Raw genomic sequence first — 14,670 nt, forward strand, 5'->3', positions numbered from 1 at the left:
TGAGTTCAGACAAAACAACGAGAGAGATGGAAAATGCTGAAAAGCTTGCCGGGCCAAGATGGCCGCATCACCGTGAATGGACGTTATGTTGGCACGTGGCAGTGGGGGGACAAACAGAACCCCATCTTTGCCAAGCTCAAGGATGCCTATGACTCCAGCTTGAACGTGGCGCGAGAGTTTGGGAAGCGTCGCCAGGATCTGCAAAGCAACGAGCATCTGACGGACACCGGACGGAAGTTCGAACTTGAGAAGTGGGCTCGCGCTTCGGCTTTGGGGCCTCTTGCAAAAGCAAGGAAGCTTGCCATCCCGGCAGCGAAACGAGAAATCGAGGCGCGCACGAACCGCCTGCACGTCGAAGGGCCGGACAAGTCGGACCTAGCGGGCGCAGTGATGCGTGGCGAGATCCGCACATGGCTACGGGGCTTGCCGGCCAAGGGGCGCAGCGCGGTTCTGGATGCGGATGCAGATCCACTGATCGCACTGGCAATCGTTGAGGGGCCGGCGGCGCTTTCTGGCGTTTCACCCTCGCGACACGCGCGGCTCGTCGAGAAAGCCATTGATGCTTTGCATCCGGGCGAACGCGAGGAAGTTGCCGAACTGCAGAAGGCCGTTGAAACGGTCGAGCGCATGGTCTCTGCGGCGGAGGTGAGCATGCAGAGTGAGTTCGCTCTCACGACGCGGGCGTTTCAGTCATGGCTCGACGGTGCTCCGCTTGAGGGCGTGAGCCGCACTTTTCTCAAGCAGCGCGACGGGCATGTGTACGCCTTCACACGCGGCGCAGACGGGCAGGTGAAGCAGGAGATCGCAAGCGTCGATCAGATCACGGTCGGCATCTGGATCAAGGACGACGATCCGTCGACGCACATTCCGAAGGACTGGCTGGGCAAGCCTGGCGACGTCCTGCTTAGCGCTGCGTAAGGTTTCGCTGCGGGCAAGCTCGCGGCTTTTAGGGGGCGGCCGGGAAACCGGTCGCTCCTGTAGGCGGAGGGAAACATGACGTCAGATCGTTGTCTCAAGGCCGCACAGGCCGGCCAAAAGCGTGATCGTGCATTCTTCAACTGCAACCCAGAGCGTCACTTCAGAGCGCGGCGGGCGCTACCCCACGAGGCCAAATACTGGTCATCAAGCAAAGACGAAATCGACGGAACTGAAGTTTGGCTTTTGGTCTGGCGCAATCCGCTTGGCGAAATCATTCCAATGGTCGTTAAGCCAAACAGCCGGACAGCGATAGTCGATGACGAGGCGTTTCTCTCGGAGCTATTCGCATCGACCAACTCACACAAGGACTTCGGCAAACCCGGGTTCATACAATTTAGCGGGGAGCAGGCGCTCGCGTGGCGCCAGAAAGCAGGTGTGCAATGAGCGTCGATATTGCGACTTTGGGAATCGAAGTCAAATCCGACAAGGCGTTGACTGCGAAGCAGCGCTTGGAAATGCTCGCTGAGACGGGCAGGAAACTCGAAGGCCAGATGACGCGCATGGTCTCTGGGGGTGACCGCTTGCAGTCCGGCCATGCCAGAATGGCGGTCGCAGCCGAAGCAGCCCGACGCGCTGCTGGCAGCTTATCTGTGCAGACTTCAGACGCGGCAGACAAACTTCGCAAAATGGCGCAGGCGGCATCGACTCTTGACGGCCCTCTGGGCGGCGTTGCTTCGCGCATCAGGTCTCTCGGTTCTCTGGTTCGGGAAACGAGCGTGGGACTAGCATTGTTGGCCACTGGTGCGGCGGCAGCGGTGTTAGCGATCACAAGGTTTGGGACGCAATTCGCAGATTCCTGGTCGGATATGTCAAGCCGGGTGGGCTTGGCTATCGGTAACATGGACGCCGCGGCTGTCGTGATGGACCGCCTTGCAACAGTCGCGCGGCGGACCTACTCGGCACTTGAAACGACAGCCGAAAGCTTCGTCCGCAATTCGACCACGCTCCGCGAGCTTGGAAAAAACACAGCGCAGCAGCTCGATTTCACCGAAGCGTTGAACCTCGCCCTTGTCGTCTCTGGTGCGAAAGCGGATCGAGCCAGAATGCTTCAGGAATCTCTGGGCCGAGCGATGGCTGGCGGCGCGCTTCGCGGGACGGAATTAAATTCAGTCATTGAACAAGGCGGACGCGTTGCGGAGGCGATTGCGGAGGAACTCGGCGTTGGCGTGAACCAGCTTCGCGCTTTCGGCAATCAGGGCAAAATTACCTCTGAAGTCATGTACAACGCCATGACAAAGCGTCTGATGCAGTTCCGCGAGGAAGCCGAAAAAATGCCTGCGACGTTGGGCGACGGCTTTACGCTACTACGCAATTCATTCATGCGACTGATCGGAACTTACGATCAGAGCAACAAACTCAGTGAGTCTGTCGCTATGAGCTTCGTCGCAGTAGCCGACAGCTTGAAAACGGTTGCCCGTACTGCTGTAGTTGCGGCCAGCTCTATTGCTTTGGTATTCGCCTCATCAATTATCACCGGCATCTACGCGCTCAGCACTGCAATCTTGGTCGGCGCTGTCGGGGCCATGCGAGCGTTGACGGTGGCAGTGGCGGCAAATCCGCTTGGTGCTCTTGCTGTCGTTATCGGCACGGTGATTTCGACTCTGTGGCAGTTCAGCGACCGCATGGTTCAGGTCAGTGGCCGGACGATCCATCTCGGCAATACGCTCGATGCGGTCTGGACCACCATCACCGAGTCCGTGAACATCGCAATCACTGCCATCACCTCACTGCGAGACTGGCTATGGAAAAAGCTTGGCCTTGATGGTTTCGCCTCTATGGCAAAGTCGGTGTTCAGCGGCATCGCAGAATCTGCGACCAATCTTGCAACGTCAGTATGGGGCTTCATTAAGCGAAATTGGAGCGCTGCTGCCGACATTGCTGAATCCGGCGCGGCCAGCCTCAAGCAGTACATGAGTGAACTGGATGCCGACACCAAAAAGGCGGCTGACAGTATCGTGGCGTCGGTGACGAAGATCGGCAAGGCTTGGGACAAGATCAATGTGACCCGTCTCGCATTCGCCGCCAACATGCCATCGAGCGTGGTGATGCCGGAGAAAGAAAAGACCAGCCCCCCGCCAGCCGTTGCTGATATGTCCGCGTACGATAAGGCGATTGAGCAAACTCAAAAACGCATTGAGGGCATGCGGATCGAGGCGGCGTCATATGACATGGCTGGTGGAGCGGCTGCGCGATACCGCACTGTCATGGAGCTAACGAACCTCGCTACGTCAGAAGGCATTGTACTCAACGAAAGCCAGATTGCGCAGATTCAGCGGCTTGGAAGCGATGTTGAATCGCTGACGGCTCACCTCGACGGACTACAGGTGATGGCTGAAAACCTGACGCCGTTCGAGGCATATGGCAAAGAGCTTGAGCGGCTTGATTACCTTGTTCAGAAGAACGCACTGAGCATGGAGGATTACGAAAAGGCGGCTACACGCGCAGCAGAAAACGCCGGCATCGCATGGCACCAGACCGCCGACACGATAACGGGTGCCATCGTCGCTGTTGCCAAGTCGTCGGGTGAGTCCAACAAGACCATGTCGAAGATTGCGCAGGCGGCTGGCATTGCGCAGGCAATCGTCAACACCCACGTCGGCATCACAAAGGCATTGGCTTCATCTGCACCGCCTTGGAACTTCGCGCTTGCGGCTGCTGTGGCTGCGCAGGGTTTTGCATCTGTCGCGGCGATCCGTAGTCAGAGCACTTCCATCGGCTCGATTTCAACGCCGTCTGTGTCGTCGGCATCGAGTGCGCCTGCTCAGATCCCAACGGCCACGAACGATAAGCCGACGCAGCCAGCCACAACGATTGTCATCAACGGCGAACGGTTCGGATACAAAGAGATCGAAGAACTGGTCGAACGGCTGAGCGAGCATGGTCGCGATGGTGGTCGGATTGTCGTGCAGCGAGGGAGCGACTGGTAATGGAGAGGTACATCAACAGCGACAACAAGCCGGTGGAAGTCATTGTCACCGACAGGCTTGTGCGACCACTTGGCAATACGCTCACGGTTGCCATTTGGGCAATCGTCGATTGCCTGGCGCGTGAGAACCCCGGAAAGCGGGCTGAAATCGAGGAGCGGCTATTGATGGTGGCAGAGATCCTCGACCGCGACCAAGATCAGGCAACGAAGTACGATACCGAGCTTCTCCGAGAACTGGCGAAGATGATGCACTTGCGAACAGCGACACCTTGGAAGCCGCGCGTCGTTACGAATGACGACCCGCAGACGTGAAAGCGGCGGCACCGAGCGCTGAGGGGTACTCACCGGGTGAGTATCCTTCTTGCGCAAGGGTAGCCACAATGTGGTCCCCCTTGCAGGGTCCATCCTCAGTCGGAGGACGGACAGGTTCATTCCCCATCGGGGGTTGGATGTTCACCCGCCGATGGCGGACGGATGACGTCCACCGTTGGTGAAGGTCTCAGTGGGGACACTTCCTCCAATGGAGGAAGACCCCGTGCCGGGTATATGCGTCACGCACATACCTTCAAGGTGTGGCCATGGTGGCAAAGGTGTGGGAATGACACCCACACCCTGCTGATGCGTCAGGCTACTCTCTCCTCAAATTTGAGGGCAGTGCCGGTCATGCTGAACACGGCAGCGGCGAGTTCGACGGCAGCCCATTGCTCGCGGTCTTCACTCGGGTCGAGTTCAAGGCTAAGGCCGCGAAGGTGAGCTACCGGGTCATCCCAAACACCGGGAAGCCAGCTACCGTTGCTCATGTGCAATACGACTGCTGCGCGGTCGAGAAGGTCGCTCATGCCCCGCACTGGGCGCGAATGGATGCGTGCGCAGACGGAATGTGTTCTCCCTGTCGCTGCCATTAGCTGTTCGTGCCAGTAGGGATCGCCGGGTGGAGCATTGTCCCAGTGGTCGATCACAACGCTAAGCTCTGCCGCCAGACGGCGAAGCTCGATGAAATCAGCAGAGGGCGTAACAGGCGCTGACACCGCATCGAAGCCTTTCGTCACTGGCGACGGCGACGCTACATGCGGCTTGCTTTCCACCTTGCGTGTATCGTCGGCCAACATCAGCAGGCTCGCCACAATCTGGCGTGACAGGGTTGCGTCCTGCTCATCGTTGTCATCGAACCTGGCCGCTGTCGTGGTGTAGACCGAGGCAAGCGCGGCGGCCTTCGCTTTGATGCCTTGCACGGTCGTCACGCGCGCGGCGATGATCTGGTCGACGATGGCGTTGTAGGCGCCCAGTGCTTTGTCTAGCGTTGCATCGTCGTAGGCCATCTTCACGATCTTTTCCGCACGCTCCAGCTTTCGGGCGAGAGAGATCAGCTTGGCATCGCGCTTCGGCGCGGCCTTGCGTTTGCGTTTAGCTGCCATCGTCATGCCCTCCCCACAGGTGGTGCCGGGATCGTCGCGGGGCGATGGCTGGGCAGCCATGCCGGCGCTGGCTGATTGAATGCGTTGCAGTCCATCAGTTCGAGTCCGTTCCAAAGAGCACGCTTCGATTCATGGAGCAGGTCTCCAATAAGTGCGAAGGTCCCATCCTGGATGTCGTGCGTGCGTCTTCCGCCGCCTTGCAGCATCATCAGGTCGTCGACCAGCCGGGCGATGCACTCGATGCGGTAGAGATGACATTCGATGCGTGGCGATTTTCCGAGATACTCACGCCAGGCGTTAGCGTCCCGGAGCAGTAGTTCCTGACGAATTGCAGCGGCGCGGGCTGCATCAATCTCGGCGGGTGACGGTGGCACGGCCTTAGGCGCGCGCTTGGTGCGCCTTGGTGCTGCGGCTTTTGCCTTTCGCGGTTTGCGCTTCGGTGTCGGGACGACAGTTCCGGCGATGTTGTCGTTCATGTGCTTAGCCATTGCAGCGGCCTCCGAACTGGAGCAACGCGCGCAGAAGGGCGCGCTCAATGTTGAAGCGGTGCCCTTCGCAGAACTGCTCATCGGGCAGGCCGTTCTCATCGGCGGTCCAGCGCTCGGCTACGACCATTTCTGCAATGTCCAGAAGGTCGGCCAACGAGCGAACTGGCCGCTCAAGCAGGGTGACGATGGCATCGTCGATCAGGTCACTGGCGACGGCTGCGCGCGCCTCGTCACCGGCCCAGATGCAGTCGACGTAGGCCGACCGGGCTTGGCTGAAACGGAGAAGTTCAGGGGATTGCTGGCGCGGTGCGCTTGGGCGCGGGCGCAGGGGTGGTGTATAAGCTTCGGCAGCTCTGAGCATGGCTTCCATCCGTGCTTGGGGTTAGGCCCTTGCTCGGTGTTAGCGCACCTGCAGGGGCCGCTTGCATTTAACGGCACTTCAATGTAATACAATGTCGTCAATAGCAAGTCAATTACATTGTATTACATAGATGCAGAAAAAAGACAGACAACACTCCATCCGCCTTACGTCAGAGACGTCTGAAGCTATTCAAGAGATGGCTGAAGCTGAAAGCCGGTCGTTTGGATCTATGGTGGAGATCGCTTTGCGTGATTTCATCGCCCGCAAGGCGAAACCGAAGGCCAAGCGATGAGAAGCCGCTCGGTCGTTCATGTGGTCGCGAACGACGTAATTTCAGTCGGAGCGAAGGAGCGGGTGAAGGTTCTAGGGCGAGTTGGCCCAGGTAAAGCAGGACGCACACACGAGCTGATCAGAGGCGAAGAAGCTATCAAGTCCACTGGCGGGTGGGCGCAGAAGGTTCGACTGATCGATTGGGCGCGCGATTGGTATCTTGAGATGGTCTACGATCCGGAGGGCCGAAGTCTTCCACGCTATGAGAATGGCCGGTTGTCAGATCATCAGGGCTATGGATCTGCGAGATTCAAAACCAAGCGGTAGCCCGCACCAGCAGTGGGATGAAAACGGGCAAAGGTTAGGTGGCATCATCACCACAATGAGCGCCAGTGAGCTCGCCTATACGGCGCCAGCATCGCCTCGACTTCTGTCATCTGTGCGGGTGAAGCGTTTTCTGCGGATAAAACGCAATACCAAGCACTCACGTCACGTAAGCAGCCTCGTAGGTCAGCCACGGCGGATAACCCCCACGACATGTGCCATACAAACATTAGAGATGCCGCAATCGCGAATGCGGTTGGGCCTCGATGGACAGGGCGACGCCAGGAGCAAGTTGGTTTTACCGACTTCGGCATAGATGCCTGCACCCGCACCGCCAAATATATGCCCGAGGCCCACAGTGCTGCCATTCCGAATGATGTCGCCATCGTCAGAAAGATGACGCGTGGAAAAGGCATCGTCCAAAGCTGGCTACCCGCCGCTAACCCAGCGACGGCAATAGCGCCAAGAGCAGCGATGAAAAGCTTCCAAAGATCTCCGGTGAAGGAAAGGCTGCTGCTCTCTTGAGCGATATGAGGTGCCTCTTGCGGCGACTTCTGAGCGAAATTTTTCATCGCGCCATCGTTCACGAACTTGGCGCTAGGGCCATGGCCGGTCATTTCAATGTTGTGGAAAGATTTTCACTCTGTCGCGTCATCCACAGTTTGAGTCTGGCTTCAGGTTGCGTGCATCTCTCTGGCGACTGACCTTCTCACTGATATTTCGATTCTGAGAATATTTGAGGTCGCGATGAACCGAATTGCTGCATTGGCAGCCACCGTTTTTCTTGGCGGATGCGCTGGCTTGGCTGACGGAACCGACGCATTAGTCGGCATCGGCAGCATTTCCGCCGAGAAGTCCACTTTTAGTGGCGCTTACGAAGTGCGAATGCAGCCTGCATGGGTTTACGGCGGCGATTTCTTCGGTGTTTCGATGGTAAAGCTTGGCGCGTCCTGGACCGCTGAAAATGCTGAAACGGTTTATCTTGTGATGATGGTGAACAGCTCCACACAGAGCTCCCTCGTTTACGCTGGACTGGAAGGACTGCAGATCAACTTAAACGGTCAGATCCATTCGTTTAAGGCGGGCGCAGGGACCTCCATGAGCAGCAGTCCTTACAATACCGTGACACGACAGATATACACGCAGAGTAAGAACGCGGTTGCCGTTCCTCTCAGCTTGGTGCGTGAGATGGTAAGTTCGGAACACTGCAAAATTCGCTTTATCACCAGCGCGGGGTATCAAGAAGCTGACTTCTCCATTGAGCGGTCAGAGGCTGGTGGGGCTGGTGCGCGGCATTACATGCGCGAATTTCTTCAAAAGATTGATGCTGTGTCGAGTGGCGCGCAAGCGTAGCCTGTTTTTATATTCTTGCCCGGAACCTCAGTCCACACACCCAGATATCGCCACCAACATCGTCGGCATCGCATCGCAGTTTCAGCGCGCCGATGATTTCGCGAAGCTGCTGGCCTAGCTGGTCCGCTGGCAGCCCTTCAACCTGCTGGCGGCTGCACCAACCGGGATAGAGGCTGTGGATCTTGCGCAGCGACACGGCAGCACCCGGCACGCTTGGCGCAATGGTGCTGTTGAGAAAAGCGGAGACGTGTTCGCGGGCATCAGTCATTTGATGCCTTTCGTCTTGGCAGCCTTTTCGATGAGCTGCTCCAGCAGATCGGCTTGGGAAATGCCCTCAGCCTCACACAGTGCCTTGGCGAGATCGGATACCGATTTGCGCACGCGGGTGTTCAACGGGGTGTTGCGGGTTTCCCGTTTCTTCCGCCGCCGGTCGTTGACCGCCATTCCCGCCCGCCGTTCGGCGCGCGCGCGGCGTTCGACGTTGGCGTGACTTCCGAAAGCACCCAGCAGCGCCTTGAAGTTCTGATCGTCGGCATCTTGCGTCATTGGCGGCCGCCTTTCTCCAGGGCAGCCTTCACCTCGGACCACAGCGCGTCGATTTCTTCAGCCGCGCGCTTGTCGCTGCCTTCCGCGCCGGTCTTTCCCGCTGCCATGGCGACCATGAATGCAGAGCGATGCGCCACCACAGCGCCAGCAACCGGCACGCCAGCGCCTTCCAAGTATTCCCGCGCCGATGATAGCCCTTTCCATCGGGTATCGACGTCATTGAAGACACAGAGGTATGGCCGCCCGGCCTCAGCAGCGAGCTGCACCGCGCCTTCGCTGCCGATTAGATCCAGCGCGCCAGGCCGGAGAGGGATGACCGACAGATCGGCGGTCGCAATGGCATCAGCAACCGCGGGCACGAATGCCGGCGGGGTGTCGAAGATCACAAGGTCAGGGGCTTCGGTCTGGTGCAGCGCCTCGATGGCATCGCTTGCCAGATCGGCATTGTGGAAGAGCGCCAGCCCAGTCCGATCCGCCCGGCGGCCAAACCAGTCGGCAAGGCTTTCCTGCGGGTCGAGGTCCACCAGCGCCACCCGCAGACCGTCCTGTGCGGCACGGACTGCAAGCGCTGCCGCTAGCGTGGATTTTCCGACGCCGCCTTTTAGGGATGCAAGCGCAATTGCTTTCATGTGCTAGCGCTCCAATGTTGCTAGCAACAAGATAGCGCTTTCGCTAGCGGACAACAAGCGCAAGCAGGTGATTCGTCAGAACAGACGCCCGGAAGGATACCCACCCGGTGGGTAGCCCCGGAAATCGGGGTTCAGACGATGCTGGTTGAAGATTGTCGGCTGGCGTGGCTTTCGAGACTCACTAGGCTTTTTGTTACCCCAGTCGTTACCCTGGGGCCGTTCGAAAGCCCAATGAAACCAGCTAAGTATTGGCGATCCCGGCAGGATTCGAACCTGCGACCCTCTGCTTAGAAGGCAGATGCTCTATCCAACTGAGCTACGGGACCATGCCTGAGCGCCCTTATAGCGCCTGCGGCGGCGTCTGAAAGCCCGTTCTGATTGTCGCGGCCGGATTGTTTGCCCTTGGCGATGCGTTGCAGACCGGAACGTGAAGCATTGATGGCTGCGGATTGATAAAGCGTTCACCTCGCAGGATTCAAGCCTGCGACCCCTGCTTGGAAGGCAGGTGCCTGCTCTGTCCTGGGTGCCGAAGCCGAGCACCTGCCGAATGTCAGGGTGTCAAGCGACACCTGCCGCAAGGCCGCGATCGCATGGCGCACAGCTTCGATACGCTGCATACGCCATAGCGACGGATGATAGCTTTCCTATTCCAGAAGGCTGCTGGCGCGCTGCCCAATACGATGCATTCCGGCAACAAGCGCCGTGCTGACGCATCTGCGTATCCTGTGCGCAATGGGTGGGAAATCGGTGTGTGGTTTGAGAACTCAAATACTACATCTAGTGGTTGGGGCGAGAATCGGGCCTTATGGGTGCGTCACGGGTCGCCGAGCCAAAACACTCGGCGCTAAGAGGGAATTCGGTGCGCTGTCCTCGCTAGAGGCAACGGCAATTCCGGAGCTGCCCCCGCAACTGTAAGCGGCGAGCTGTCTGTCGATCATGGTCACTGATGCAAATGCGCATCGGGAAGGCCAGACAGACGGTGTTGAACCGCGAGCCAGGAGACCTGCCTGCGACACCGTTTTTCACGTCCGCGGGCGGGGTGTCCCGGTGGGTGGTGTTCGTTGCTGCCTGCATTTCTGCGGCGGCCTGAACCCGTGTTCCCATTCGGCCCAGCCCCCTTAATCGATGCAGGGGTTCGCCGATGTCCATCACAATCGAAGCACGCCGTTCCGAAGCGGATTTCACGCCCGCTGCCGAGCGTACGAAAAGTGCGGCCACACAAACCTATCAGGTCATTCGCCGCAACGGTTCCGTCACGCCATTCGACGGCACCAAGATTGCGGTTGCGCTGACCAAGGCGTTTCTTGCGGTTGAGGGCAATCGCGCGGCGGCTTCGCGCCGTGTGCATGAGATCGTCGAGCAGCTCAGCGAGCAGATCACATCGTCGCTGACGCGCCGTCAGGACCGCGGCCGCACGTTCCACATTGAAGAGATTCAGGATCAGGTCGAGCTGGCACTGATGCGCGGCGAGCACCACAAGGTTGCGCGCGCTTATGTGCTGTATCGCGAGAAGCGTGCCCGCGAACGCGCCGAGGCGGAGCAGGTGACAGCCGTTGAGGCGCCGAAGATCAACGTGCGCGCGCCGGATGGCAGCATTGCGCCGCTGGACGACAAGCGCTTGCAGAGCGTTGTTGTCGAGGCGTGTGCAGGGCTGGCGGATGTTTCCGCAGAACCGATCCTGACCGAAACATTCCGCAACATCTATGACGGCATCACGGCGTCGGAACTGATGCTGGCGCCGATCCTGGCTGCCCGCACGCTGATCGAAACCGAACCGAACTACACCTACGTCAGTGCGCGCCTGCTGATGGACAAGCTGCGTCAGGAAGCACTGTCGTTCGTGCATGGCGGCTACGAGCAGGCGACGCAGGCGGAAATGGAAACCCGCTATGCGGAGTATTTTCCGGCCTACATCGCGAAGGGCGTGGAAGTTGGTCTGCTCGATCCGGAGCTGCAGCGTTTCGACATCAAGCGCATCGCCAATGCACTGCGCGCCGACCGAGATATGAAGTTCCAGTTCCTCGGCCTGCAGACACTCTATGATCGTTACTTCCTGCATACACGCGGTGTTCGCTTCGAGCTGCCGCAGGCGTTCTTCATGCGTGTGGCGATGGGCCTTGCGGTGCGCGAGATCGACCGAGAAACCAAGGCAATCGAGTTCTACGATCTTCTGTCGTCGTTCGATTTCATGTGCTCGACGCCGACGCTGTTCAATGCCGGCACGCCGCGTCCGCAGCTTTCATCGTGCTTCCTCACCACCGTGTCCGACGATCTCGACGGCATCTTCAAGGCGGTGAAAGACAACGCGCTGCTGGCAAAATATTCCGGCGGCCTCGGCAACGACTGGACTCGTGTGCGCGGGCTTGGTGCACACATCAAGGGCACCAACGGCGAGAGCCAGGGCATCGTGCCGTTTCTGAAGGTGGCGAACGATACTGCCATCGCGGTCAACCAGGGCGGCAAGCGCAAGGGTGCGGTGTGCGCGTATCTTGAGACGTGGCACATCGACATCGAGGAATATCTCGACCTGCGCAAGAACACCGGCGATGACCGGCGCCGCACGCACGACATGAACACGGCGAACTGGGTGCCTGATCTGTTCATGCAGCGCGTGGCCGAGGACGGCCAGTGGACGCTGTTCTCGCCCGACGAAGTTCCGGATCTGCACGATCTTTACGGCCGGGCATTTGCTGAGCGCTATCAGCACTACGAGCAGATGGCCGAGCGTATGGAGCTGAAGATTGCCCGCCGCGTGCGCGCGGTCGATCTGTGGCGCCGCATGCTGACGATGCTGTTCGAGACCGGCCACCCGTGGGTGACGTTTAAAGACCCATGCAACCTGCGCTCGCCGCAGCAGCATTGCGGCGTGGTGCATTCGTCAAACCTGTGCACCGAGATCACGCTGAACACATCGGATAACGAGGTTGCGGTTTGCAATCTTGGTTCGATCAACCTTGCTCAGCACATCACCGAGAAGGGCCTCGACCGTGCCCGTCTGGCGCGCACCGTGAAGACGGCGATGCGGATGCTGGATAACGTGATCGACATCAACTTCTACACGATCCCGGAAGCGCGGCGCTCGAACCTGCGTCACCGTCCGGTCGGCATGGGGTTGATGGGCTATCAGGACGCGCTGCAAATCCTGCGCATTCCGGTTTCTTCAGACGCAGCGGTCGCATTTGCCGACGAGAGCATGGAGGCGATCAGCTACGAAGCTATCTCGGCGTCGGCTGATCTTGCCGAAGAGCGCGGGCGGTATGCTTCGTATGACGGATCGCTGTGGAGCCGTGGCATCCTGCCGATAGATTCCATCGCCCTGCTTGCGGAAGCCCGCGGCGAATATCTGCGGATGGATACGTCATCGACGCTCGATTGGGATGCCCTGCGCGAACGGGTGCTTGCTGTCGGCATGCGCAACTCGAATGTGCTGGCGATTGCGCCGACGGCGACCATCTCGAACATCTGCGGTGTGGCGCAGTCGATCGAGCCGGCATTCCGCAATCTCTACGTCAAGGCCAACATGTCGGGCGATTTCACGGTGGTGAATCCCTATCTCGTCGCCGACCTGAAGGCGCGCGGCCTGTGGGACGAGGTGATGATCTCCGACCTCAAATATTTCGATGGTTCTTTGGGCTCCATCGACCGTGTGCCAAACGATTTGAAGGCGCTTTATGCCACCGCGTTCGAGATCGATGCGCACTGGCTGGTAGATGCAGCATCGCGACGCCAGAAGTGGATCGATCAGGCGCAGTCGCTCAACCTTTACATCGCCGCACCGAACGGCCGTGCGCTGGACGCGCTGTACAAGCTGGCGTGGGAGCGCGGCTTGAAGACGACCTATTACCTGCGCTCGCAGTCCGCGACGCACGTTGAGAAGTCGACGCTGAAAGGCACGGACGGCAAGCTCAACGCGGTATCGAGCGGTGGCGGCATGCTGTCTGCGCCGGAAGAAGCGATGAGCGGCAGATCGTGCTCGATTGACGATCCGACCTGCGAAGCCTGCCAGTAATTTCCGCGTAAGCGGACTGCTGAACTGAACGAAATGCCGGGGCGCTTTGTTGTGTTGCCCCGGTCCACCCCTTCTTGTGCCCCGTCTGTAGCGCGTCGGCACGAAGTAACATTGTCGTACACGGAGAATACATCATGCTCGACTGGTCGGAACTGACGCGCGGCCCCGCTGTAAACCCGCAGACCATTGCACCCGCCGCACCACCCGCTGTGGCCGATGCCGGAACGGGCCTCGGCTCGATTGACCGCACCGCGGGCCGCGTACGCGTCGACGACAAGGCGATGATCAACTCGCGCGCCGACGTCAATCAGTTGCTGCCGCTGAAGTATGTCTGGGCGTGGGAGAAGTATCTCGCCGCGTGCAACAACCACTGGATGCCGACAGAAGTTTCGATGCAGGCCGACATTGCGCTGTGGAAGTCGCGCGATGGACTGATGGAAGATGAGCGGCGCATGGTGAAGCGCAATCTCGGCTTCTTCGCTGCATCGGAAAGCCTGGTCGCCAACAACATCGTGCTGGCAATCTATCGCCATCTCACCAATCCGGAGTGCCGCCAGTATCTGTTGCGGCAGTCGTTTGAGGAGGCCGTGCACACGCACACATTCCAATACATCGTTGAAAGCCTCGGCCTCGATGAGGGTGAGCTGTTCAACATGTATCGCGAGGTGCCGTCAATTACCGACAAGGCGGCGTGGGCGCTGGCCTACACGCAGCATCTCGATGATCCGAGTTTCCGCACCGGCACGCCCGAGGCTGATCAGGCATTTGTGCGCGATCTCATTGCGTTTTACGTCGTGTTCGAGGGCATGTGGTTCTACACCGGCTTTGCGCAGATCCTGTCGCTGGGCCGTCGCAACAAGATGGTGGGCATCGCGGAGCAGTATCAGTACATCCTGCGCGATGAGAGCATTCACATGAATTTCGGCATCGACGTCATCAATCAGATCAAGGTGGAAAATCCGCACCTATGGACCAAGGCGTTCCAGGATGAAGTGCGCCAGATGATTGAGGACGCGGCGCGGCTTGAAGCTTCCTATGGCCGTGACACGATGCCGACTGGCCTGCTTGGGCTGAACGCAAACCTGTGCGAACAGTACATGCACTTCATCGCCAATCGCCGTTGCGCTCAGCTTGGCCTGAAGCCGGTATTTGCGGAGACGGAAAATCCGTTCCCGTGGATGTCTGAAGCTATGGATCTCAAGAAGGAGAAAAACTTCTTCGAGACGCGCGTCATTGAATACCAGAATGGCGGCGCGTTGAGCTGGGATTGACCTTTCCGGCGACGCGACGGGGTGCGCGCTCGTCGCGCGATTGGCTCGCAGCTATCAGGAGCTTTACGGGCATCGGCGTCACGCGCCGGTGCCTTTTTGT

General features: G+C 59.1%; 13 protein-coding genes, 1 tRNA gene and 1 riboswitch. Of the genes, 7 read left to right on the forward strand and 7 right to left on the reverse strand.

All coding sequences use genetic code 11. The features are described from left to right. Positions 1-33: 33 nt before the first annotated feature. From QEZ49_RS03025 to QEZ49_RS03040, 4 genes are all read left to right on the forward strand, one after another. Complete coding sequence (locus QEZ49_RS03025; protein WP_280384100.1) at positions 34-918, forward strand: hypothetical protein; 885 nt, start codon at positions 34-36, stop codon at positions 916-918. 75 nt (positions 919-993) lie between these two features. After that, positions 994-1,362 (forward strand): hypothetical protein, encoded by a 369-nt coding sequence (locus tag QEZ49_RS03030; protein ID WP_280384102.1) that lies wholly within the window; start codon positions 994-996, stop codon positions 1,360-1,362. Further along, complete coding sequence (locus QEZ49_RS03035) at positions 1,359-3,905, forward strand: tape measure protein (RefSeq protein ID WP_280384103.1); 2,547 nt, start codon at positions 1,359-1,361, stop codon at positions 3,903-3,905. Before QEZ49_RS03030 ends, QEZ49_RS03035 begins: the two co-directional genes overlap by 4 nt. Next, the gene (locus QEZ49_RS03040; protein WP_280384105.1) at positions 3,905-4,216 is read left to right on the forward strand and encodes a hypothetical protein; all 312 of its coding nucleotides are present in this window, start codon (positions 3,905-3,907) and stop codon (positions 4,214-4,216) included. The genes QEZ49_RS03035 and QEZ49_RS03040 overlap by 1 nt, the downstream gene beginning before the upstream one ends. Positions 4,217-4,527: 311 nt before the next feature. Here the strand turns inward: QEZ49_RS03040 and QEZ49_RS03045 are convergent, their stop codons facing one another. The 3 genes from QEZ49_RS03045 to QEZ49_RS03055 are packed head-to-tail and all read right to left on the reverse strand — an operon-like array spanning position 4,528 to position 6,168. After that, positions 4,528-5,319 carry a hypothetical protein gene (locus QEZ49_RS03045; RefSeq protein WP_280384107.1) on the reverse strand — a complete coding sequence of 264 codons (792 nt, stop codon included), beginning with the start codon at positions 5,317-5,319 and terminating at the stop codon, positions 4,528-4,530. A gap of 2 nt (positions 5,320-5,321) precedes the next feature. After that, complete coding sequence (locus QEZ49_RS03050; RefSeq protein WP_280384109.1) at positions 5,322-5,807, reverse strand: hypothetical protein; 486 nt, start codon at positions 5,805-5,807, stop codon at positions 5,322-5,324. After that, positions 5,800-6,168 carry a hypothetical protein gene (locus QEZ49_RS03055; RefSeq protein WP_280384111.1) on the reverse strand — a complete coding sequence of 123 codons (369 nt, stop codon included), beginning with the start codon at positions 6,166-6,168 and terminating at the stop codon, positions 5,800-5,802. Before QEZ49_RS03055 ends, QEZ49_RS03050 begins: the two co-directional genes overlap by 8 nt. 1,341 nt (positions 6,169-7,509) lie before the next feature. On the opposite strand from QEZ49_RS03055, the gene QEZ49_RS03060 reads away from it, so the two are divergent. After that, complete coding sequence (locus tag QEZ49_RS03060) at positions 7,510-8,115, forward strand: hypothetical protein (RefSeq protein ID WP_280384113.1); 606 nt, start codon at positions 7,510-7,512, stop codon at positions 8,113-8,115. A 7-nt stretch (positions 8,116-8,122) separates the two neighbouring features. Here QEZ49_RS03060 and QEZ49_RS03065 read toward each other — a convergent pair whose 3' ends face one another. From QEZ49_RS03065 to QEZ49_RS03080, 4 genes are all read right to left on the reverse strand, one after another. Continuing rightward, entirely contained in the window at positions 8,123-8,383 is a 261-nt protein-coding gene (locus QEZ49_RS03065; RefSeq protein WP_280384115.1) for a hypothetical protein, read from the reverse strand. After that, on the reverse strand, positions 8,380-8,661 hold the full coding sequence (locus QEZ49_RS03070; RefSeq protein ID WP_280384117.1) for a RepB family protein: 282 nt from the start codon (positions 8,659-8,661) through the stop codon (positions 8,380-8,382). Before QEZ49_RS03070 ends, QEZ49_RS03065 begins: the two co-directional genes overlap by 4 nt. Beyond that, a complete protein-coding gene (locus QEZ49_RS03075) occupies positions 8,658-9,290 on the reverse strand; it encodes a ParA family protein (RefSeq protein ID WP_280384119.1) in 633 nt (210 codons plus the stop codon). Before QEZ49_RS03075 ends, QEZ49_RS03070 begins: the two co-directional genes overlap by 4 nt. Positions 9,291-9,539: 249 nt before the next feature. Continuing rightward, positions 9,540-9,616, reverse strand: a tRNA-Arg gene (locus QEZ49_RS03080). Between the two features lie 475 nt (positions 9,617-10,091). Then, positions 10,092-10,316: riboswitch (cobalamin riboswitch) on the forward strand. A 115-nt stretch (positions 10,317-10,431) separates the two neighbouring features. Here QEZ49_RS03080 and QEZ49_RS03085 point away from each other — a divergent pair. Together QEZ49_RS03085 and QEZ49_RS03090 are read left to right on the forward strand one after the other, a co-directional pair. Further along, the gene (locus tag QEZ49_RS03085) at positions 10,432-13,299 is read left to right on the forward strand and encodes a ribonucleoside-diphosphate reductase subunit alpha (protein ID WP_280384121.1); all 2,868 of its coding nucleotides are present in this window, start codon (positions 10,432-10,434) and stop codon (positions 13,297-13,299) included. A gap of 134 nt (positions 13,300-13,433) precedes the next feature. Beyond that, the gene (locus QEZ49_RS03090; RefSeq protein ID WP_280384123.1) at positions 13,434-14,570 is read left to right on the forward strand and encodes a ribonucleotide-diphosphate reductase subunit beta; all 1,137 of its coding nucleotides are present in this window, start codon (positions 13,434-13,436) and stop codon (positions 14,568-14,570) included. Positions 14,571-14,670 lie beyond the last annotated feature (100 nt).

It is taken from the genome of Hyphomicrobium sp. D-2 (genome assembly GCF_029872155.1).
GTDB lineage: Bacteria > Pseudomonadota > Alphaproteobacteria > Rhizobiales > Hyphomicrobiaceae > Hyphomicrobium_A.